The 22,385-nt window shown below is 67.7% G+C and carries 16 protein-coding genes; 4 read left to right on the top strand and 12 right to left on the bottom strand.

All coding sequences use genetic code 11. The annotated features are described in order from the left end of the window. Position 1: 1 nt before the first annotated feature. Both HIV01_RS15250 and HIV01_RS15245 read left to right on the top strand, forming a co-directional pair. On the top strand, positions 2-2,005 hold the full coding sequence (locus HIV01_RS15250) for a S9 family peptidase (RefSeq protein WP_200609204.1): 2,004 nt from the start codon (positions 2-4) through the stop codon (positions 2,003-2,005). A 199-nt stretch (positions 2,006-2,204) separates the two neighbouring features. Next, positions 2,205-2,654, top strand: a complete 450-nt coding sequence (locus tag HIV01_RS15245) for a hypothetical protein (protein ID WP_200609206.1) — start codon at positions 2,205-2,207, stop codon at positions 2,652-2,654. A gap of 27 nt (positions 2,655-2,681) precedes the next feature. Here HIV01_RS15245 and HIV01_RS15240 read toward each other — a convergent pair whose 3' ends face one another. Genes HIV01_RS15240 through HIV01_RS15220 form a run of 5 tightly spaced genes read right to left on the bottom strand, consistent with a single transcriptional unit; the run spans position 2,682 to position 7,544 of the window. After that, positions 2,682-4,013 carry a Xaa-Pro dipeptidase gene (locus HIV01_RS15240; RefSeq protein WP_200609208.1) on the bottom strand — a complete coding sequence of 444 codons (1,332 nt, stop codon included), beginning with the start codon at positions 4,011-4,013 and terminating at the stop codon, positions 2,682-2,684. Positions 4,014-4,042: 29 nt separating this feature from the next. Then, positions 4,043-4,966, bottom strand: a complete 924-nt coding sequence (gene cyoE, locus HIV01_RS15235; RefSeq protein WP_200609210.1) for a heme o synthase — start codon at positions 4,964-4,966, stop codon at positions 4,043-4,045. Positions 4,967-4,992: 26 nt separating this feature from the next. Further along, the gene (locus HIV01_RS15230; RefSeq protein WP_200609212.1) at positions 4,993-6,186 is read right to left on the bottom strand and encodes a COX15/CtaA family protein; all 1,194 of its coding nucleotides are present in this window, start codon (positions 6,184-6,186) and stop codon (positions 4,993-4,995) included. A 19-nt stretch (positions 6,187-6,205) separates the two neighbouring features. Further along, a complete protein-coding gene (locus HIV01_RS15225; RefSeq protein WP_200609214.1) occupies positions 6,206-6,811 on the bottom strand; it encodes a hypothetical protein in 606 nt (201 codons plus the stop codon). Between the two features lie 10 nt (positions 6,812-6,821). Further along, entirely contained in the window at positions 6,822-7,544 is a 723-nt protein-coding gene (locus HIV01_RS15220) for an SURF1 family protein (protein ID WP_200609216.1), read from the bottom strand. A 66-nt stretch (positions 7,545-7,610) separates the two neighbouring features. Between HIV01_RS15220 and HIV01_RS15215 the strand changes: the two genes are divergently transcribed. Continuing rightward, positions 7,611-7,826, top strand: a complete 216-nt coding sequence (locus HIV01_RS15215) for a twin transmembrane helix small protein (protein WP_158732522.1) — start codon at positions 7,611-7,613, stop codon at positions 7,824-7,826. 143 nt (positions 7,827-7,969) lie between these two features. Here the strand turns inward: HIV01_RS15215 and HIV01_RS15210 are convergent, their stop codons facing one another. Genes HIV01_RS15210 through coxB form a run of 5 tightly spaced genes read right to left on the bottom strand, consistent with a single transcriptional unit; the run spans position 7,970 to position 12,230 of the window. Further along, entirely contained in the window at positions 7,970-8,851 is an 882-nt protein-coding gene (locus tag HIV01_RS15210; protein WP_200609218.1) for a cytochrome c oxidase subunit 3, read from the bottom strand. 46 nt (positions 8,852-8,897) lie between these two features. Beyond that, complete coding sequence (locus HIV01_RS15205) at positions 8,898-9,491, bottom strand: cytochrome c oxidase assembly protein (protein WP_200609219.1); 594 nt, start codon at positions 9,489-9,491, stop codon at positions 8,898-8,900. Then, positions 9,488-9,619, bottom strand: a complete 132-nt coding sequence (locus HIV01_RS18225; protein WP_280633569.1) for a hypothetical protein — start codon at positions 9,617-9,619, stop codon at positions 9,488-9,490. Before HIV01_RS18225 ends, HIV01_RS15205 begins: the two co-directional genes overlap by 4 nt. A gap of 14 nt (positions 9,620-9,633) precedes the next feature. Next, positions 9,634-11,247: a cytochrome c oxidase subunit I gene (gene ctaD, locus HIV01_RS15200; RefSeq protein ID WP_200609221.1), complete on the bottom strand. Its 1,614-nt coding sequence runs from the start codon at positions 11,245-11,247 to the stop codon at positions 9,634-9,636. A gap of 41 nt (positions 11,248-11,288) precedes the next feature. Beyond that, positions 11,289-12,230, bottom strand: coding sequence for a cytochrome c oxidase subunit II (gene coxB, locus HIV01_RS15195; RefSeq protein ID WP_200609223.1), 942 nt, complete (start codon positions 12,228-12,230; stop codon positions 11,289-11,291). Between the two features lie 514 nt (positions 12,231-12,744). Here coxB and putA point away from each other — a divergent pair. Next, on the top strand, positions 12,745-15,966 hold the full coding sequence (gene putA, locus HIV01_RS15190) for a bifunctional proline dehydrogenase/L-glutamate gamma-semialdehyde dehydrogenase PutA (RefSeq protein WP_200609225.1): 3,222 nt from the start codon (positions 12,745-12,747) through the stop codon (positions 15,964-15,966). A 577-nt stretch (positions 15,967-16,543) separates the two neighbouring features. Here putA and HIV01_RS15185 read toward each other — a convergent pair. After that, positions 16,544-18,424, bottom strand: a complete 1,881-nt coding sequence (locus HIV01_RS15185) for a S8 family peptidase (RefSeq protein WP_200609227.1) — start codon at positions 18,422-18,424, stop codon at positions 16,544-16,546. Between the two features lie 135 nt (positions 18,425-18,559). Further along, complete coding sequence (locus HIV01_RS15180) at positions 18,560-22,342, bottom strand: ESPR-type extended signal peptide-containing protein (protein ID WP_200609229.1); 3,783 nt, start codon at positions 22,340-22,342, stop codon at positions 18,560-18,562. Between the last annotated feature and the right edge of the window lie 43 nt (positions 22,343-22,385).

Here is a 22,385-nt window from a genome sequence, read left to right as displayed (position 1 = left end):
GATGACGCCACGCTTTTCCACCCTCCTGCCCGCGCTGCTGCTGGCCTGCGCCCTGCCCGCCGCGGCGCAGTCGAATTCACCACAGGTCAAGCGCGAACAGGTCGGCAACCGCACCAGCGAGAACATCCCGGCGATTCCGCCGGCGCTGATGGAGCAGCTCAACCGCTACCAGAACACCCGCGGCGCGACCTTCGCCGGCTGGAACGGCGACTGCATGCTGATCAGTACGCGCTTCGCCGAGACCGCACAGGCGCACCGCGTCTGCCAGCCGCTGGGCATGCGCGAGCAGCTCACCTTCTACGCCGAGCCGCTGGCCGCGATCGAGGCCGCACCGGCCGCGTCGAAGCTCGACGGCTTCGTCTTCGGCAAGGACGTCGGCGGCAACGAGTTCTGGCAGCTGCACTGGTTCGACCTGAAGACGCGCGCCACCACGCTGCTCAGCGACGGCAAGGCGCGCAACCAGGGTCCGTTGTTCGCCCACGACGGCAGCCGCTTCGCCTGGAGCAGCACCGCGCGCAACGGCAAGGACACCGACCTGTGGGTGATGGACTTCGCCACGAAGAAGTCGCGCGCGCTGGTCACCGAAGGTGGCCTGTGGAACGCGATGGACTTCTCGCCGGACGGCAGGCAGCTGCTGGTGATGAAGTACGTCTCGGCGGCCGAGGCCTATCCGGGACTGGTCGATGTCGACAGCGGCAAGCTGACGATGTTCCCGGTCGACGGCGGCAAGGCGTCGTTCAAGGGCTTCAAGTTCGCGCCGGACGGCAAGTCGGTCTACTTCATTTCCAACGAGCAGATCGATGACAGGGCGCAGGAGTTCCATAGCCTGCGCTTCCACAACCCGGCCACCGGCAAGTTCGAAGTGCTCACCGCGAGCACGCCGTGGGACGTCGAGGACCTGGAGATCGCCGACGATGGCCGCCACCTGGCCTACACCACCAACGAGGACGGCATCTACAAGCTGCACGTGCTCGCCCTGCCCTCGCACAAGCCGGTGAAGCTGCCCGAGCTGCCGATCGGCCTGGTCGTGAACCTGGGTTTCTCGCCCGACGGCAAGCGCCTGGCGGTAACGATGAACTCGGCGACCTCGCCCAGCGATGTGCACGTGGTCGACCTGGGCAAGGCATCGCTCACGCGCTGGACGCGCAGCGAAGTCGGTGGCCTGGATCCGGCGAAGTTCGTCGCCCCGACCCTGGTCCACTACCCAACGTTCGACACCGTCGACGGCAAGCCGCGCATGATCCCGGCGTTCTACTACCGCCCGGCCAACGTGCCGGCCGGCAAGCGCATCCCGGTGGTGATCAACATCCACGGTGGCCCGGAAGGCCAGTCGCTGCCGACGTTCAACCCGACCGCGCAGTTCCTCGCCAATGAACTCGGCGTGGCGATGCTGCTGCCGAACGTGCGCGGCTCGGAAGGCTACGGCAAGACCTTCCTCGACCTGGACAACGCGGCCAAGCGCGAGGACTCGGTCAAGGACATCGGCGCCCTGCTCGACTGGATCGGCCAGCAGCCCGAGCTCGATGCCAGCCGCATCGGTGTGTACGGCGGCAGCTACGGCGGCTACATGGTGCTGTCGTCACTGATGCACTACAGCGACCGCATCAAGGCGGGCATCGATGTCGTCGGCATCTCGCACTTCGGCACGTTCCTGAAGAACACCGAGAGCTACCGCCGCGACCTGCGCCGGGCCGAGTACGGCGACGAGCGCGACCCGCAGATGGCACAGGTGTTCGAGCAGATCTCGCCGCTCAACCATGCCGACCGCATCGCCTCCAAGCTGTTCGTCGCCCAGGGCAAGAACGATCCGCGCGTGCCCTACAGCGAGGCCGAGCAGATCGTGAAGGCGGTGCGCGGCAACGGCCAGCCGGTCTGGTACCTGCTGTTCGACGACGAGGGCCATGGCTTCAGGAAGAAGTCCAACGTCGACTACTTCGGCGCCGCCTCGATCCTGTTCTGGCAGCAGAACCTGATCGGCGCCGAGCAAGCGCAACCGGGTTCATGATCGTGTCCTGATGGACGCCGGGTCGACGTCGCCGACGTTGACCCGGCCACCACACGCGGGCGCCTAGTCTGGCCACATTCACTGGAGTGTGGCCATGCGAAACCTGTGGTTGGTCATTCCCCTGTTTATCGTCCTGGTCGGCGGGTGCGCGAAGCATTCCACCACCACCGTGCCTCTCGCCATTCAGGCGCCGGCGCCAATGAACGAGAAGGAGCGGGCGCAGGCAGCGCTGACGGCCTTCCTCGCCTCACGCAGCATCCGCGAAGTGCCGGCGCACCGCGACGGCACCGTCGATCTCGACGGCGACGGCATCGATGACCTGCTGATGCTGCTGGACGACCAGAACTGGTGCGATGCCGACGGCTGCACGCTGCTGGTGTTCCGTGGCGGTGCGGCCGGCTACCAGCTGGTCAGCGACTCGGTGTCCACGCGGGCACCGATCGCGGTCGCCGACCGCCGCAATCGCGGCTGGCGCGACCTGCTGGTGACCGTCGGCAGCGAGGGCGAGTCAGGCCAGGTCGCGCTCGAGTTCGACGGCACGCGCTATCCGAACGATCCGACCATGGGCGCGCTGCTCGATCCCGCGCGCCTGGTCTCGGCCAAGCCGGTCATCGTCGGCTCGCCGGCTGCCACCGTCGCGGCGTACTAGCGCCGCGACGCAGGCAGGCGCTTGCGCTTACAGCGCGGTGGCGCCCTTCACCACCACGCCGCCCTTCATCACGAACGGCACCGACTCCAGCAACGTCACGTCCTGGGTCGGGTCACCGCTGACGGCGATCAGGTCGGCCCAGCGATTGGCCTCGACGACGCCCACGTCCTCGCGACCCAGCGCCTGCGCGGCGTTGACGGTGGCCGCCTGGATCGCCTGCGCCGGCGTCATGCCGTAGCGGACCATCACCGCGAACTGCTTGCCGTTGTTGCCGTGCGGATAGATGCCCGCGTCGGTGCCGAAGATCATCTTCACGCCGGCCTTGTTGGCCTTGCGGAAGTTCTCGCGCTGGATGTCGGCGACCTCGCGGTCCTTGCGCAGGTTGTCTTCCAGCACGCCGTTCTTCTTGCCTTCGGACTGGGTGTAGTCGGTGTTGTAGATGTCCATCGACAGCCAGGCGCCGCGCTCGCGGGCGAGGCGGATGCCTTCGTCGTCGATCAGGCTGGCGTGCTCGATGGTGTCGACACCGGCGCGGATCGCATCCTTGATGCCACCGGCGCCGTGCGCGTGCGCGGCGACCTTGATGCCCCACAGGTGCGCCTCGTCGGCCACGGCCTTCATGTCCTCGAAGCTCATCTGCTGCTGGCCCGGCTCGGTGTTGCGCGAGAACACGCCGCCGGTGGCGCAGATCTTGATGACCTGGGCGCCGTACTTGCGCAGCTCGCGCACGCGCTTGCGCGCTTCTTCCGGACTGTCGGCGCTGAACTCGCTCTGCTGGTGCATCGACGGCGGGAAGAAGGTCGAGTCGCAGTGGCCGCCGGTGGCGCCGAACGAGTAGGCGGCGGTGACCACGCGCGGGCCGACGATCTTGCCCTCGTCGATGGCCTGGCGCAGGCCGACGTCGTTCCAGGCATCGGCGCCGACATTGCGCACGGTCGTGAAGCCGGACATCAGCGTGCGTTGTGCGTGCGGCACCATCAGCATCGACCAGAAGCGGTCGCCGAACTGCAGGCCGGTGTAACCGCCGTAGCTCGGGTCGCTGTCGAGGTGCACGTGCATGTCGATCAGGCCCGGCAGCAGCGTCATGCCGGGCAGGTCGACGCGGCGGGCGCCGGCCGGCGCGGCATCGCCGGCGTGGCCGACCGAGACGATGCGGCCGTCGCGGATCAGCACCTGCGGGCTGTCGACATAACGGCCGCTGCGCGCATCGAACAGGCGCTGCGCCGTCACCACCACCTCGCCCTTGCCTTCGGCGGGCTGGCCGGGGGTGACGGGTTGGGCCGGCGCGGTGCCGGCGAAGGCCAATGCAACAAACAGCGAGGACAACGACAGGGTCAGGCGATCTCGCTGCTTCAGCATGGACGGTTCCGTGGTTGGGTGGAAAGGGTTCAGCGTACCGGTTGCAGTTCCATCACCGCCGCCGGCTGCAGGAACGGCAGCAGCCAGTGGTCGAGCAGCAGGAACGCGAACAGTGCCATCAGGTAGACGATGGAGTAATTGAAGACCTTCATCGCATACATCTCGTCGGGCGGGTTCATCAGCTTCCAGGCATAGCCCAGGAAGACCGCGCCCAGCACCAGTGCGCCGCCGAGGTAGAACAGGCCGCTCATGCCGGCCACCCACGGCAGCACGGTCACGGCGACCAGCAGCACGGTGTAGAACAGGATCTGCCAGCGCGTGTACTGCACGCCGTGCGTGACCGGCAGCATCGGCACCATGGCGCGCGCGTAGTCGGCACGGCGGAAGATCGCCAGCGCCCAGAAGTGCGGCGGCGTCCAGACGAAGATGATCAGCACCAGCAGCAGCGCGTGCGGCCAGTCCCACTCGCCGCGCATGCCGGTGATCGCCGCCCAGCCCAGCAGCGGCGGCGCCGCGCCGGCGATGCCGCCGATGACGATGTTCTGCGGCGTGGCGCGCTTGAGGAACACGGTGTAGACGACCGCATAGCCGATCAGCGAAGCGAACGTCAGCAGCGCGGTGATCGTGTTGACCCAGATCACCAGGATGGCCATCGACAGCGCCGCCAGGATCAGCGCGAACACCAGCGCCTGCGCCGGCGTGATCTGCCCGGCGACGATCGGGCGCCACGAGGTGCGCGCCATCTTGGCGTCGATGCGCGAGTCCAGCAGCTGGTTGATGGCGGCAGCGCTCGATGCGGCCAGCCAGATGCCGAGGAAGCCCAGCACCGATTCCTTCAGCGGCGGCAGGCCCGGCACGGCCAGGAACATGCCCACCAGCGCGGTGAACACGATCAGCGCAACCACGCGCGGCTTGGTCAGGTCCCAGTACTGCTTGGCGGTGCCATGCGGCATGGGGGCTTTGGACGGGGATGCGCTCATCACGGCTCCGGAGTGCGCAGGCGCGCGAGCAGCGAGACCAGCACGAACAGCAGCAACACCGCACCGGCGTTGTGCAGCACGGCCACGGTCAGCGGCAGGCCGAGCTTGACGTTGGCGATGCCCAGGCCGACCTGCGCCAGCACCAGCAGGCCCAGCAGCGTCGCCCAGCCGCGCATGCCCGGCGTGCGCACCAGCTTGAACGCCAGCCACATCAGGTAGGCGAACACCACCAGTGCCATGCCGCGATGCGCGAGCTGGATGGCGATGCGCGCCTCGCCGTCGAGGATGCCGCCCTCGTAATCGACGCCGATGCCGCGCCACAGCACGAAGGCTTCGCGGAAATCATGCGCCGGCATCCACTGGCCGACGCAGCGCGGGAAGTCGTTGCCGCAGGCGAGCGCGGCGTAGTTGGCGCTGGTCCAGCCACCGAGCGCGATCTGCACGCCGAGCAGCACGATGCCGGCGATCACCAGCCGGCGCACCGTCACCGCTTCGGCCAGGCGGATCGGCAGGTCGGTGGCGCGCCAGGCCATCCACAGCAGCAGCGAGAACGTCAGCAGGCCGCCGAGCAGGTGGCCCATCACCACGATGGGCTTGAGCAGCCAGGTCACCGTCCACATGCCCAGCAGCGCCTGGAAGATGATCACCGCCAGGGTGATCGCGGCGACGCGGGCCAGGTCGAGGTTGCTCCAGCGCAACGCGGCAAACAGCAGGATCGCCTCGCCGGCGATCGCCAGGACCGAGGCGGCGACGTGTTCGCCGTGCATGTACATCGGGATGCCGATCGCGACCAGCGCGGCGGCGGCCAGCACCTGGGCGATGCCGTAGCGGCGCTTGCGCGCGGCCAGCAGCGCCAGCGTCAGCGTCAGCACGCCCAGCGCGCCGGCGATCATGCGGTGGAACTGCTCGCGCCAGGCCTTGTGCACTTCGACCGGGCGGATGGCGGTGGCGGCGTGGTCGACGATCTCGTGGGCGACGGTCGGCCAGGCGGCACGGCCGTAGCAGGTCGGCCAGTCCGGGCAGCTCAGGCCGGCGTTGGACAGGCGCACGAACGCGCCGAACACGATCACGCCCAGCGCCAGCGCGACGGCCAGCCAGGCGATTCGATGGAAGTGACGATAGGTCGCCGGCCTGTACTGCACCGCGCGCGGGGCGCGGCTGTCGGCTGGCTTGGAGTCCACGGCTTGGTTCATGGTTGGCGTCTTGATGAGATCACTTCAGCTTGAGCAGCTTGGCGACATCGGCGCGCAGCCCGGCCGGATCGAAGCCGGGAGGGTAGCGCAGAATGACGAAGCCGTACGGGTCGACGACGTAGACGGGCAGATCGCCGTCCTTGCCGGGCACGCGCTCATCCAGGCGCGGCAGGCCCGCGCGCAGGCGCGAGTCGGGCTGCAACAGCTTGAGCGTGGCCGGTGCCGGCGTGCTCGCCGGCCATTTGCAATCGACCGTGGCGCACGACCACAGCACGTGCACGTCGTCGGCATCCTTTCCGAACAGCTGCCACACCGTGTCGATGTCTTGGGCGAGCTTGCTGCACTTGGCGCCGCAGTCGGCCGGCGGCGCCACCACAATGCGCCACGTGCGCTCGCCGCTCTTCCACACGTACTCGCCGCCATCGAGCAGGCGCGGTGATATCTCGCGCAGGTCGCCCGGCGGCTTGAGCAGCTCGCCGAAGTTCTTGCTGCCCTGCGGACGCCAGCCGGAGAAGCGCAGCAGCCCGGCGACCAGCATGGTGCCGAAGAACAGGGCGAAGATCAGCAGCAACGCGATGCGGTTGCGCTTGCGGTTGTGCTCGTGGGCGTGGAGGTCTTGTTGCATGTTTCGTCCTTCAGGCCTGGCGGCGCTTTCGGAAAGTCAGGATCAATGCGGTGGCGAGCACCGCCAGGGCCAGTGCGAACCACTGCACGGCATAGCCGCGGTGTTTCTCCGGTGGCAGGGTGTTGGGCAGCAACTCCAGGTCGCGCTCGTAGCCGATCTTCATCGCCGGATCCAGGCGCAGCACGCGCGGCGCCAGCGGCACCGACAGGCCGGTGGCCTTCTCCATCGCGCCCAGGTCGACGCGCGTCATCAGCCACGCCGCGTGGTCGCGGCCCAGCGCCGGTCCCAGCGCCAGTCCGGTCGACGGCGGCGGCGCCAGCAGACCGCGCAGCTCGAGCGTGCCCTCCGGTCGCGGCACCGCCGGCAGCTTCCGATCGCCGGGCAACGGCAGCCAGCCAAGGTCGACCAGCAACGGGCCGCCGTGTTCGGGCAGGAAGATCCGGTAGGCGCGCACGCCGGCCTGGCCGTGGCGCTGCTGGTTGTCCAGCAGCAGCACGTCACGCTTGTCGAACTCGCCGCGGCCCAGCGCCCAGTCGTAGGCATGGGCGCGTTTGATGTCGTCGGCGACGGCCAGCGACTGCGGATCGCGCCGTTCGAGCACCTGCGCGGCAGCGGCGAGCATCGCTTCCTTCTCGACGGCGCGGTGCGTCTGCCACAGGCCCAGGCGCACGAACCCGGCGATGACGAGCGCGGCCAGGACCCAGCCGACGACGAGGTTGCGGCGCCTGCTCACGCGTTCGCTCCGCGCGGCTGCAATAATGAATGCCTCGCCCTGCCATGGAGCCGACTGGAGGCCGCCATGAACGATTCACTCAAGACCCTGGTGATCATCGCCTTCCTGATCGTCATTCTCTGGAACCTGGGCGCCGGTCTCTACTACATGCTCGTGGACAAAGGCGAGAGCAAGCGCACCGTCAATGCGCTGACCCGCCGCATCGCGCTGTCCATCGCGCTGATACTGCTGGTGGTGCTGGCCAACTACATGGGTTGGATCAAGTTCCACGGCGGTCCCTGACCGCCAGCGCTACCTGAAACCCGGCCGCTCAAAAAGCGGCCCCCGATAAAACAAAAGAGCGACGGCATGCCGTCGCTTTTTTGCTGGACCAGGTTTTCGACGCCGCTGTAGCCGATTGCGAACCCTGGTCCGGGTCGCGGTGCTTACAGCACGTAGACGAACAGGAACAGGCCGAGCCAGACCACGTCGACGAAGTGCCAGTACCAGGCCACTGCCTCGAAGGCGAAGTGCTGGTCCTTGGTGAAGTGGCCCTTCAGGCAACGGAACCAGATCACCGCCAGCATGATCGTGCCGAGCGTGACGTGCGCGCCGTGGAAGCCGGTGAGCATGAAGAAGGTCGAACCGTAGATGCCCGAGCCCAGCGTCAGGTTCAGTTCCTTGTAGGCGTGGATGTACTCCTCGGCCTGGAAGAACAGGAACAGTGCGCCGAGCAGGACCGTCAGGCCCAGGAACACCAGCAGCTGCTTGCGGTGGCCGGCCTTCAGCGCGTGGTGCGCGATGGTGACGGTCATGCCCGAGGTCAGCAGGATCAGGGTGTTGAGCAGCGGCAGGCCCCAGGCCGGGATGGTCTGGTAGACGCCACCGATCGCGCCCGGGCCGTTGCTCGGCCATGCGGCGCTGAATTCCGGCCACAGCAGCGCATTGGTCATCACGCCGTCGCCGACGCCACCCAGCCACGGCATTGCCAGCTGGCGGGCGTAGAACAGCGCGCCGAAGAAGGCGCCGAAGAACATCACTTCCGAGAAGATGAACCAGATCATCCCCATGCGGAACGAGGTGTCGACCTGCTTGTTGTAGTTGCCGCGCACCGACTCGCGCACGACGTCGCTGAACCAGCCGAACAGCACGCCGATGATCAGCGCCAGGCCGAAGAAGAACGCCGGCTTGCCCCAGGTGCCCAGTTCCGAGAACCAGGCGGCGATGCCGATCATGGTGATGAACAGCGCGATCGAACCGAGGAACGGCCAGCGGCTGTGGTGCGGCACGTAATAGTGGCTGGCGTCTGGCGAATGGGCTTGGGCCATGGCGGCGTTCCGTCTGAGTGGTGCGATTACGAGGAAAGGGGCAACGTCACGGTGCCGACGCCGGCGTGGTCGCGGCCTTCGCCGTGCCTTGCGCCTGTGCGGTGAGCGTGTCGTTCTTGAAGAAGGTGTACGAGAGGGTGATCGTCTTCACGTCGGCCGGCAGGTTCGGATCGACGATGAAGCGCACCGGCATCTCGCGCACTTCACCGGCCTGGAGCGTCTGGGCGGTGAAGCAGAAGCATTCGGTCTTGCTGAAGTAGCCCGAGGCGCGCGCCGGCGCGACCGAGGGCACCGCGCTGCCCACGATGGTGCGCTGCGCGGTGTTGCGGGCGTGGTAGGTCGTCTCGTACTGCTCGCCGGGCACGACCTGCATCGTGACCTGGTTGGGGGTGAAGTCCCACGGCAGCTTGGAGTTGACGCCACCGTCGAACTGCACGGTGATCACGCGCTTGGCCGCCGGCGCCTTGGCGTCGGCGACGCCTTCGGCGGCGGTGCGCTCCAGGCGGATGCCGAAGACCTTCTCGCAGGCGATGCGGTACAGCGGCACCAGCGCGAAGGTCAGGCCGAAGGCGAAGATCGCCACGACCACCATCTTGGCGAGGCCGGCGCTGTTCTTCTTCTGCTGCACGTCGTCGCTCATTTGCCGAGCACTCCGCTGAGCAGGAACAGCGCATAGATCGTGACCGCGACCACCGCCACCCAAATGGCGGTGCGACGCGCCGCCTTGCGGCGCGCTGCAACGTCTGCGGGGTCGGTGATCGGGGTCATGACTTCGACTTCAATCAATGCGTGATGTCGCCGTGGGCGAGGTCGCCGTCACGGATGACCGGCGGCGTGGTGAAGGTGTGGTGCGGCGCCGGACTCGGCACGGTCCACTCCAGGCCACGCGCGGTCGGCCAGGCGCGGGCTTCGGCCTTGACGCCAACCGCCTTCGAGCGCCACAGGATGAAGGCCATCATGAACGGCGTGGCGAACATGCCGAACGCGCCGATCGAGCTGACCAGGTTCCAGTCCGCGAACACGACGTTGTAGTCCGGGATGCGGCGCGGCATGCCGGCCAGGCCCAGGAAGTGCTGCGGGAAGAACAGCAGGTTGACGAAGATCATCGTCCACCAGAAGTGGAACTTGGCCATGCCTTCGTTGTACATGCGGCCGGTCCACTTCGGCCACCAGTAGTACACGGCGGCGATGATGGAGAACAGCGCGCCGGTCACCAGCACGTAGTGGAAGTGCGCCACCACGAAGTAGGTGTCGTGGTACTGGAAGTCAGCGGGCACGATCGCCAGCATCAGGCCCGAGAAACCGCCGATGGTGAACAGGATCACGAACGAGATCGCCCACAGCATCGGCGCCTCGAACGAGATCGAGCCGCGCCACATCGTGGTGACCCAGTTGAACACCTTCACGCCCGTCGGCACCGCGATCAGCATGGTGGCGAACATGAAGTAGATCTCGCCACCGAGCGGCATGCCGACGGTGAACATGTGGTGCGCCCACACGATGAACGAGAGGAAGGCGATCGAGGCGGTCGCGTACACCATCGCCTGGTAGCCGAACAGCGGCTTGCGGCTGAAGGTCGGGATGATCTCCGAGACCACGCCGAACGCCGGCAGGATCATGATGTAGACCTCGGGGTGACCGAAGAACCAGAAGATGTGCTGGAACATCACCGGGTCGCCGCCGCCAGCCGCGTTGAAGAACGAGGTGGCGAAGAACTTGTCGGTCAGCAGCATCGTCACCGCGCCAGCCAGCACCGGCATCACGGCGATCAGCAGGAACGCGGTGATCAGCCAGGTCCAGCAGAAGATCGGCATCTTCAGCAGGTCGATGCCCGGGGCGCGCATGTTGAGCACGGTCGCGATCACGTTGATCGCGCCCATGATCGAGCTGATGCCCATCATGTGGATGGCGAAGATGGTGAAGGCGACGTTGCTGCCACCCTGCAGCGACAGCGGCGGGTACAGCGTCCAGCCGCCGGCGGGGCCGCCGCCGGGCAGGAACAGCGTCAGCAGCAGCAGGCTGAAGGCGAACGGCAGGATCCAGAAGGACCAGTTGTTCATGCGCGGCAGCGCCATGTCCGGCGCACCGATCTGCAGCGGGATCATCCAGTTGGCCAGGCCGACGAAGGCCGGCATGACGCCACCGAAGATCATCACCAGCGCGTGCATCGACGTCATCTGGTTGAAGAACTCGGGACTGACGTGCTGCAGGCCCGGATGCGCCAGCTCGGTCCGGATCACCACCGACATTGCCGCGCCGATGATGAACATGATGAAGCTGAAGATCAGGTACAGCGTGCCGATGTCCTTGTGGTTGGTCGAAAAGAACCAACGCTCGATGAAGCCCTGCTTGTGGGCGTGATCATCGTGATGGGTGTCAGCGTGCGTGACGGCCATGGCCTACCTCAGAGAATTCTTGACTAAATGCCGCGGGCCGATCAGCCCGCAACCGCGACAGCGGCGACGGCTTCGGTGTTCGGGGTGGTGCCTTCCGGCTGCGGCTGTTCGGCCGGGGCAGCGGCAGGCTCGGCGGGAGCGGCGGGCGCCGGTGCCGGGGCCGGGGCGTTCTTGGCCTTCTCGGACGCCAGCCACTGCTGGTACTCCGCCTTCGGCACGGCCTTGACCACGATCGGCATGAAGCCATGGTCCTTGCCGCACAGCTCGGCGCACTGGCCGCGGTAGATGCCCGGCTCCTTGATGTCGGTCCAGGCCTCGTTGACGATGCCCGGGATCGCATCCTGCTTCCAGCCCAGGGCCGGCACCCACCAGGCGTGGATCACGTCGTCGGCGGTGATCACGAAGCGGATCTTGGTCTCGGTCGGCAGCACCAGGACGTTGTCGACGTCGAGCAGATAGTGCGGGTTCTGGGCGGCGTCCGGGATGGCCTTGCTCTGGCGGATCTCGTCGCTCTTGCGGTCCAGGCGGCTGGTGAAGGCCACGTTCTCGCCCAGGTACTCGTACTTCCACATCCACTGGTAGCCGGTGACCTTGACGGTCATCTCGGCATTGCGGGTGTCGTACATCTTGATCAGCTTGCTGGTCGCCGGGAACGCCATGGCCACCAGCAGCACCACCGGGACCACGGTCCAGATGATCTCGAGCCTGGTCGAGTGGGTGAAATCCTTGTCCGGCACCGCACCCTTGGAGTGGCGGAACTTGAACATGGCCACGGCCATCGCGCCGAACACCAGGATGCCGATGACCACGCAGATCCACAGCGCGAGCATGTGGGCCTCGTAGGCATTGACGGACTGGGCGGTGACGCCCTTGCCCATGTTCAGCTGCCACCGCTTAGGGTCGGCCGCCTGCGCAAACGCAAGGACCGGCAGCGCCATCGCGGCGATGCCCGCTGCCCACTGCTTGAAACGACCGACTTTCATCTGTTCGAGCCCCAGAAAATATCAAACCTAGGTAAGTAATAACCGAGCAGGCAACCGAGCAAGGCTGCTTGTCGTGCTCCGCGGGCTGCCTCTCCCGGCACCGGCCGCGCAACCCGCGGGGACCGTCCGGACGGAGGTGGCTGGCGAGCCCCTGGACACTGATTCGGGGCCCATCACGCCGGGGCGGACAGCCCCATAGCGCTACGGATAACCGAGAAATGGTAGCCGCCGACCACTGTTGCGGCAACCCGCGCGACGCATGATGGTGCTCACAGACCTTGCAAAAACGGCTCTTTGCCACGCTTGAGGGCCTTTTGGACTCGCGGGGCATAGCCCCGCCGCCCCCCAGGAGCTTCCGCCTCCCCACCCCCTCACCGTCATCCCCGCGAAGGCGGGGATCCAGGGACGTCGCCCTGCCCGTGCCCGCGACCCCGTTCCGGCCCCCGGCGCACAGGCCAGAGACATCCATAGCCTCTAAACTATCGGGCTTCCCACGGCAGTCTCCCCGGGCCCGATGACCATCAACGCTTCCCCCGCCGTCGCCAGCGACAGCCCGCCGCCGACGCGAACCCTGCTCAGCCCCGAACTCCCGCCCGCGCCGGCCGCCCCCCGTGCCGCGATCACCGCCGGCTGGGTCCGCGACGAGGCCGCGCACGTGCGCGACCTGCTCGAACTGGCGCGCCTGCCCGACGCCGAGCGCGAGGCCGCCCAGGCCACCGCCGCCGGCATCGTTCAGCGCGTGCGTGCCCGCGCCAAGGACCAGGGCGCGATCGAAGCCTTCATGCGCCAGTACGACCTGGGCAGCGAGGAAGGCGTGCTGCTGATGTGCGTCGCCGAGGCGCTGCTGCGCATTCCGGACCAGGACACCGCCGACAAGCTGATCCGCGACAAGCTCGGCGATGCCGACTGGAAGCGGCACATGGGCCAGTCCGACTCGGTGCTGGTCAACGCCTCCACCTGGGGCCTGATGCTCACCGGGCACCTGGTCGACCTCAACGACGAGACCAAGCGCGACGTGCACGGCGCCTTCAAGCGCCTGCTCGGTCGCGTCGGCGAGCCGGTCATCCGCCTGGCCGTGCGCCAGGCGATGAAGATCATGGGCCACCAGTTCGTGATGGGCCGGACGATCGGCGAAGCGCTGGCGCGTTCGACCAAGGGCGCCAACGCCAGCTACCGCTATTCCTTCGACATGCTCGGCGAAGGCGCGCTGACCACCAAGGACGCGCTGCGCTACCTGCAGGCGTACCGCGATGCGATCCACGCGATCGGCAAGAGCGGAAACTTCATCGGCACCGATGTGTTCGCCGCACCTTCGATCTCGGTCAAGCTGTCGGCGCTGCACCCGCGCTACGAGCACGCCAAGCGCGAACGCGTGTTCGCCGAGCTCACCCCGCGCGTGCTCGAGCTGGCGCAGCTGGCCAAGTCGTACGGCATCGGCTTCACCATCGACGCCGAGGAAGCCGACCGCCTCGAACTGTCGCTGGACGTGATCGCCGGCGCCTACGCCGACGCCTCGCTCAACGGCTGGGAAGGCTACGGCCTGGCGATCCAGGCCTACCAGAAGCGCGCGCCGGAAGTGATCGCCTTCATCGCCGACCTCGCCCGCCGCCACGGCCGTCGCATCCCGGTGCGCCTGGTCAAGGGCGCGTACTGGGACAGCGAGGTCAAGCGCGCCCAGGTCGACGGCCAGTCCGGCTACCCGGTGTTCACGCGCAAGCCCAACACCGACGTCAGCTACCTGGCCAACGCGCGCCGCATGCTCGAGGCCGGCGACGCCATCTACCCGATGTTCGCCACCCACAACGCGCAGACCATCGCCACGATCCACCAGCGCGCCAAGTCGATGGGCCGTGCCAAGCACTTCGAGTTCCAGAAGCTGCACGGCATGGGCGACGACCTCTACGCCGAAGTGATCCCGGCCGAGCGCCTGGACGTACCGTGCCGCGTGTACGCGCCGGTCGGCAGCCATGAGGACCTGCTGCCGTACCTGGTGCGCCGCCTGCTCGAGAACGGCGCCAACTCCAGCTTCGTCAACCGCATCACCGACGAGGACATCGCCATCGATGACCTCATCCACGATCCGGTCGCCACCGTTTCCGCATTCGAATCCATCGCGCACCCGCGCATCCCGCAGCCGGTCGATCTGTACCGCAGCTTCGGCATCGACAGGACCAATTCCATGGGCATCAACTTCGCCAACGACGATCAACTGCGCGCACTCGCCGAGCAGGTCAACCAGGCCACGCGCAGCGACTGGCGCGCCACTCCGCTCGTGCCGGGCGCGACTGTCAGCGGCCCGAGCATTGCCGTGACCAACCCGGCCGACCGTCGCGAGACCGTCGGCCAGTGGCAGGCCGCCGACGCCGCCACGGTCGAGCTGGCGCTGAAGAACGCCGTCGCCGCCCAGGACGCCTGGAACACCCTGCCGGCCGCCAGCCGCGCCACGATCCTCGAGTACGCCGCCGACCTGCTCGAGCAGCGCATGCCGCAGTACCTGGCGCTGTGCACCAAGGAAGCCGGCAAGACCCTGCCCGACGGCGTCGCCGAAGTGCGCGAGGCAGTCGACTTCCTGCGCTACTACGGTGGCCAGGCACGCAAGCTGTTCGCGGTGGAAGCGCTGCCGGGCCCGACCGGCGAGTCCAACACGCTGCAGCTGTCCGGCCGCGGCGTGTTCGTCTGCATCAGCCCGTGGAACTTCCCGCTGGCGATCTTCGCCGGCCAGATTGCCGCCGCGCTCGCCGCCGGCAACACCGTCATCGCCAAGCCGGCCGAACAGACCAACCTGATCGGCTACTACGCCGTGAAGCTGCTGCACGAAGCCGGCGTCCCCGAGGCCGTGCTGCAGTTCCTGCCGGGCGACGGCGCCACCGTCGGCGCCGCGCTCACGCGTGATCCGCGCATCGCCGGCGTCGCCTTCACCGGCTCGACCGACACCGCGCGTGCGATCAACCGTGCACTGGCCGCGCGCGACGCCGCGATCGGCGTGCTGATCGCCGAGACCGGTGGCCAGAACGCACTGATCGCCGACTCGTCGTCGCTGCCGGAACAGGTGGTCAAGGATGCGATCGGCTCGGCCTTCACCTCGGCCGGCCAGCGCTGCTCGGCAGCGCGCGTGCTGTTCGTGCAGGACGACATCGCCGACAAGGTCACCTCGATGCTGGCCGGCGCGATGGCCGAGCTCAAGGTCGGTGACCCGGGCCTGCTGTCGACAGACGTCGGCCCGGTGATCGACGAGGACGCACTGAAGATGCTGGTCGACCATGCCGCGCGCATGGACGTGGAAGCGACCAGGATCGGCGAAGTGGCCATCGACGCCGACGCCGCGCACGGCAGCTTCTTCGCCCCGCGTGCGTATGCGCTGAAGTCGCTGGACCAGCTGCACAAGGAAGTCTTCGGCCCGGTGCTGCACGTGATCCGCTGGAAGGCCGATCAGCTCGATGCCGTGATCGACGCGATCAACGCGACCGGCTACGGCCTCACGCTGGGCATCCACTCGCGCATCGACGAGACGATCGAGAAGATCAGCGCGCGGGTGAAGGTGGGCAACTGCTACGTCAACCGCAACCAGATCGGCGCGGTCGTCGGCGTGCAGCCCTTCGGCGGCCAGAACCTGTCCGGCACCGGCCCCAAGGCCGGCGGCCCGCACTACCTGCCGCGCTTCACCACCGAGAAGACGATCACCGTCAACACGACGGCGGCCGGCGGCAATGCGTCGCTGCTGACGCTGGGCGACTAACAAGGCACTGCTCTTCCCTGGTCGCCTCGGCGGCCAGGGAAAGGGGACGGTGAATGTGCCCGCTAGGGCACATTGCAGGTGAACGTAAACGTTGCAGTGTTGTCCGGCGCCGCCGGGGCGAGGGTTGCCAGGGTCACCCCCGACAACAGGCTGGAGACCGTCAGTGCGGCAGGCGGGCACGCTGCGCCGCTGCATGTGACGGGGTTGCCCGCTACTCGGCGCACTGACGTCCGGCGCGGGATTGTCGACGGTCTTGGTGGTGAGCACGTCAACGTCATCGACGTCGACTTCATCTCCAGCGATGAGCATTGCGCCCATTCGCGACATTCCCCTCTACCTCCGACTTCCCATCGACTCCCCATCGCATTCGCGCCCCATCGTCGGAGTGTGCGACTGCCCAGCGTGAGGACGTGCCGTGGAAGAGACGGTGATCTCGAGGCCGCCTCTCACCCGGAGGAGGCGATCGAAACGAAGGCGCCGGAGCTGACGTGAGCTGCGCCGATGCAACTTACGTCGTGGGCCGACCTCGGCCCACGAGTCCCGAGGCGGGGAACGATCCCCGCCCCTTTTGCTGTTGCTAGTAGGTCGCCATCACAGAGACGCCGGCAAACGCCTTGGCGCCGACCACGTACACGTAGTACGTGCCGGCCTGCGGGTAGGAGTAGACCACCGCCTCGCCGTTGCCGAACTTGTCCGACTTGCGGTCGTACAGGACCGTGCTCGGCTTGATCTCGGGAGAGACGTACAGGGTCACGTCACCGCTACCACCGTAAGTGCGCAGGTTCAGGCTCGGGCGACCGGCCGGCAAGGTGACCTCGAACATCAGCCCCTCACCGATCGCACCTGCCAGGCCGTTCAATGCAACGCGATTGGTCAGCAGCGTGCTCGGATTGGTCGGCACCGGTGTCCGCGCAGCCAGGACGGCGGCCGTGGCGTCGACCATGCCCGCGCCCATCGGCGTGCTTGCCGGGGGCGCGACAACGAACGGGCGTGCGGTCTTGCGCAGGATGTAACGCACCTGCGCCGGCGTGAGTGCCGGCTGGCCCGCGGCGACGGCGGCGGTCTGCATCAACGCGACCACGCCGGCAATGTGCGGGCTGGCCATCGACGTGCCGATCATGCCGACGACGCGGTCACCGTCCGGGCTGGCGACCGGCGTGGTGGTGCCGCTGTTACCCAACGACCAGATCCAGCGGTCGTTCGCATCGGCACTGCCGCTGGCGTCGCCACCTGGTGCCGACAGCGTCACGGTGTTGCCGTAGTTGGAGAAGTACGAACGGGCGCCGTTGCTACCATGGGCGCCGACCGTGATCACGCCGGGGCAGCTGGCCGGGGTGAAGTTGGCGGCATCGGCGCCGTTGTTGCCGGCGGCGACAACCACCGTGACGCCGCGCGAGATCGCGCCATCGATCGCCGCCTGCAGCGCAGGGGTACTGGAACAGGTTCCAGCACCACCCAGGCTCATGTTGATGACCTCGGCCGGATCGGCATTGACCTCCATGCCATCGACTGCACCGCCCGACGCCCAGGTGATCGCATCGGCGATGTCGGAAAGGTCACCGCCGCCGGTGCCGAGCACGCGCACCGGCATGACCTTGGCATCGAAGGCGACGCCGGCCAGCCCCTTGGCGTTGTTGGTCACCGCAGCGATGGTGCCGGCCACGTGGGTGCCGTGGAAGGAACTGCGCTCACTGCCTTCCCAGTCGCCCGGATCGTGTGCGTCGGCGTCACGGCCGTCGCCGTCGTTGGCGATCGCAACATCGCTGATGAAGTCGTAGCCGGGAACGATGTTCGCACCCAGGTCCTGGTGGTCCAGGTAGCCGGTATCGAGCACTGCCACCTTGATGCCTGCGCCCCGCGAGAGGTCCCACGCCTTCGGCGCGCGGATGCCGGCAGCATTGTCGAGGTAGTGCCACTGCAGCTCGTAACGGGTGTCATCGGGCACGAAGTCCAGTCGCTGCAGGCGCAGGTCGGGCTGCGCGTACTGCACCGACGGATCCGAACGCAGCAGCGCCAACAGGGTTTCGGTCTCGACGCGGTCGAGTGCACGTCCGAGTTTGACCACGTCGGCGCCCACGCCCATGCGGCGCAGGTGCCTGACCTCCACGGCCCCACCGGCAGCGGCGCGGATGCCTGCGCGGGCAACAGCATTGCCCATCGCGCCGATCATCGCCGTGCGGCTGCGAGCGGCCACGGCGTCATCCTTGTATTTGATGATGAAGCGATCGAAACCTGCCTGCGCCGCCGGTGCGGCTGGCAGCAGCGTGGTCAGGTGCGTGCTGCTTGCCGGGGATGCGTCCGCGCCGGTGCCGGTCGCGGCGGTGTTGATCGCAGCAACCTTGGCCTGGGTCAACGCGGTGCCGCCTTCGCCGATGTGGCCGGCAGCGAAGGCCGACAGCGCCGCCACGATGGCGGTGCCGAGGATGCTGGCGCCGATGACGCGCGTTTGCTTGCTCATGTGTTCCTACTCCCGAAGATGGTGAAGGGGCGAAGCGGGCTGTGGCGCTGCCCTGCCGCTTCGCCTGCATTTCTGAATTCGAATTGGCCGCAAGAGGTCCGTCGGCAGGCTCACGCGCTGCCGACGGAATGCGACTTACAGATCGATGCCGAAGCCCACGCCGGCGGAGCTTTCGTCGCTGCTGAAGGCACCACCGATGGAGAACGAGGCGCGCTCGCCGACTGCCTTGGAGTAGCCCACCGACAGCGCGCTTTCGCCGTTCTGCCAGCCGGCACCCACCGCCACGCGGCCGCGCTGGCTGCGCGAGTTGGCGGCGTTGATCGACATGTTCATCATGGCCGAGCTCATCGCACCCTGGCGGTCGATGCGCTCGTCCTGCTTGCCCAGGCGCAGGCCGATCTCGTTGCTGAGGTTGCTGAAGTTGTCGTCCAACGCCTGCAGCCTGCTGTCGGTGTAGCTGTTGGCGCGCGTCAACGTCTGCGTCGCGGTGGTGTCGGTGTAGGCGTTGGCCGAGGCCACCGCTGCCGCGTCACCGTCCTGCATCTGCTGCACGTTGGCGGCATCGGTCGCGGCGGTGCCGGCGGCGACGTTGGTCACGCGACGTTCGCTGCCCGCGCTGCCCATCGACACGGTGTTGGCCTGGTCGGCCACCGAACCACGGCCGATCGCGACCGCGTTGTCGGCACTGACCGACGCGCCCTGGCCCAGCGCCGTGCCCGATGCGGCGGTGACGCTGCTGTCGGCGCCGACAGCGACGGCGTTGGTTGCCTCGACGCTGATCGTGGCGTTGCTGCCCACCGCGGTGCTGCCGTCGGCGGCGACGGTGGCGCCGTTGCCGTACGCGCTGTCGCTTGCGCCCTGCGCATGGCTGCCATCGCCAATGGCCAGGCCGTCACCGCTGCCGACCGGCATGCCCACGCCCGGCGTCTGCTCGAGCGTGCCAAGTCGGCCGATGATGCCGCTCAGCGTGCTGTCGATCGCGCCGAACGCCGAGCCGATATCGCCATGAGCGCCACCCTGGATCGTGTAGGCGGGTGCGACCATCAGGCCATTGCCGTCGAAGGCTGCGCCGCCGCCGAGTGCCGCGGCGAGCGACGACAACTGCGCGAAGTTCACCGCGTCCATCGCGTTGGTGCCGGCCTTCAGGTTGGCGATGCTGGTGCCCGCGGCGCCACCGAGGGTGACCAGATCCTTGCTCGCGCCGTCGTAGCCGACCGCGTTCGCAGCGACGCCACCAACGGTCGTGGCGATGGCATCGAGCTGCGCCTTGTTGACGGCATCGGTCGCCTCGGTGCCGGCCGCGACACCAGTGATCTGGCGGGTCAGGCCGGTGGTCGAATTGCCGATCGCAATGCTGCCCAGCCGGTTGGTCTGCGATCCGGCGCCGAGCGCGACCGAACCTTCGTGGATGCTGCGCGCATTGGGGCCAAGCGCCACCGAGTCCTTGAACTGACCGAAGGCTTTCAGGCCCACCGCAATGGAGTTCTCGCCCCATGTGGTGCCCGGGCCGATCGTGATGGCATTCCTGCCCTCGGTGTACGCGCCTGCTCCGACAGCCATCGAGTTCTGGCCGAGTGCCTGGGTCGCACGCGGTGCGCCAAAGAGGCTGGGGTGCGACTTGCCGCCCAGTGCGAGCGAATGCAGTCCGGTGGCATTGCTGGCTTCGCCGATGGCAACGCCGAAATTACCCGTCGCCATGCTGCTCGCACCGATGGCGACGGTGCGATTGCCCGAAGATGCGGCACCGTAACCCATCGCGATGCTACCGAAGCTGCCGGAGGCATTGCTGTTGACGCCCATCGCGATGCCGGATTCGCCGGTCGCCGTGGCCAGCGCGCCAAACGCACTCGACAGGCGACCGGAGGACACCGAATCGGTGCCGATCGCCGTGCTGCCGTACTTGTTGGCCTCCGAACCGGAGCCCATCGCAGTCGCGCCTACATCCAGCGCCTGCGCCTGGAAGCCGTGCGCGGTGCTGTAGTCGCCGACCGCCGTGGAGGCGGTGCCGACCGCGGTGCTGTATGTGCCCAGGGCGAGGCTGCCGCTGCCGGCCGCGGTCGCGTAATCGCCCCACGCGCTGCTCTGGAAGCCGAACGCGCTGCTCTCCACCCCGGTCGCCGTGCTGAATGCGCCAGCTGCGGTGGCGTGATCGCCGGTGGCGACGGCCACATCGCTGCCGTCGCCGCTACCGGTGGCGGCAAAGTAGTCGTTGGCGTCGGCGATGCCGTCGGCCACTTCATCCAGCTGCGCCTTGTTGACCGCATCGGTCGCCTCGGTGCCTGCGGCAACGTTGGTGACCTGACGGTCGATCGCCGCATGGACCAAACCGTAGTCGTCGGTCCACGTCTGTGCCGCGCCCATCGAGACCGTATCGACGCGATCTCCGGTGGCCGAGCCGTGGCCGATCGCCACGCTGTTCTCTGCCGTGGCCGAGGTCTCGGAACCCAGCGCCGTGCTGTTGAGTGCCATCGCCCAGGCGTTGGCGCCGATGGCAAGCGCGTTGTCTCCGAAGCCATAACTGTTGTAGCCCAGCGAAGTGGCGGCCGCGCCGGTCGCCCAGCTTTCCGCGCCCACCGCGGTGGCGAACTCGTTGCCACCCCAGGCGTGGGCACCAAGCCCCACGCTGCTGTCGCCGCTGGCCCGGGCTTCGGAGCCAATGGCCAGGCTCTCTGAACCCTCGGCCATCGCACCCACGACGGACGCCGATTGCAGGCTGTCGACGCCGATGGCGATGGACTGATTGCCACTGGCGGCGCTTGAGCCACCCACGGCCAGCGCGTTGCCGCCCGACGCTGATGCATACGGGCCCACGGCCACACTGCCATACCCGGTCGCGCTGGCGGACGACCCCACCGCAACGGCTTGCCACTTCATGGCCCGTGCACCGTTGCCCAGCGCGGTCGCGTAACCATCGCCGGCGTTGGCGAAGGCGCCCATGGCGGTGGCATATGCACCGTAGGCGTTGGTGGTGAAGCCGACGGCGATGGCGCTGCCGCCATTGGCCGACGAGCGGAAGCCGACAGAGACGCCGTTCGCCAGTGCGTAGCTGTTGCCGCCGATGGCGACGTTCCAGCCATACGCATCGGTCGTGGCGTTGTGGCCGATCGCCACGTCGTAGCTGCCACCTGCCGCGGCGCCGTAACCATTGGCCGTGCTGTTGAGGCCGAGCGCACTGGCGGTGTAACCGGTGGCGGTGCTGCCATCGCCCATCGCGAAACTGAAGCTGCCCACGGCCGTGCTGTTGTTGCCCAGTGCGTTGCTGTTGTAGCCGACCGCATTGCTTTCGGTGCCGACCGCGACGCTGTTGACGCCGGCGGCGAGGGCGTTGTCGGCCAGCGCGAAGCTGTTGTCGCCGACGCTGATGGCGCCCAGGCCGGTCGCGGTCGCAACGGTACCCACCGCAATCGCGTTGCTGTTGCCGGCAAACGCCGACGAACCGATGGCCACGGCGTTGCCGCCGGTGGCCGTGGTCGACGCATCGCCAAGCATCATGTCGCCACTAGCGCCGCCACCCAGGTTGATGCGGCCACTGTTGACACTGAGAGCGCCGCCCAGGCTGAGCGAGTTGGCACCGGCACCATCGCCATGGAACAGCACGCGGTCGGTTTGCGTGTCTGCGTCGGACGTGCCGCAGCGCGCGGCGTCGGAAATGGCGAGCACGGCGCCGCTGGTGTCGTCCGGCACTGCCACACAGTCCGCGTCGGAACCGTCATTGACATGGATGCCCTCGCCGGCGTGTGCGACCAGCGACGTTGCGCTGATCAACACGAGGGCCAGCGCCATGCCCAGCGGATGACGCGCCGGCGACAAACGCCTGGCACCCGTAACCACGCCGACCGTGTCGCTGCTGGCCAACTCGGAGGCCACGACCATCTGGCCCAGCGCCTTGTTCCAAACCTTGCTGTAGATCTTGTTCACAATGAATCCTTTGATCAGCCGAATATCCGCCCTCGGATGCCCG

Source organism: Lysobacter arenosi, assembly GCF_016613475.2.
In the GTDB taxonomy this organism is placed as follows: Bacteria; Pseudomonadota; Gammaproteobacteria; order Xanthomonadales; family Xanthomonadaceae; genus Lysobacter_J; species Lysobacter_J arenosi.
Note: the sequence above shows the minus strand (reverse complement) of the source record. Positions and strands in the feature narration are given on the sequence as shown.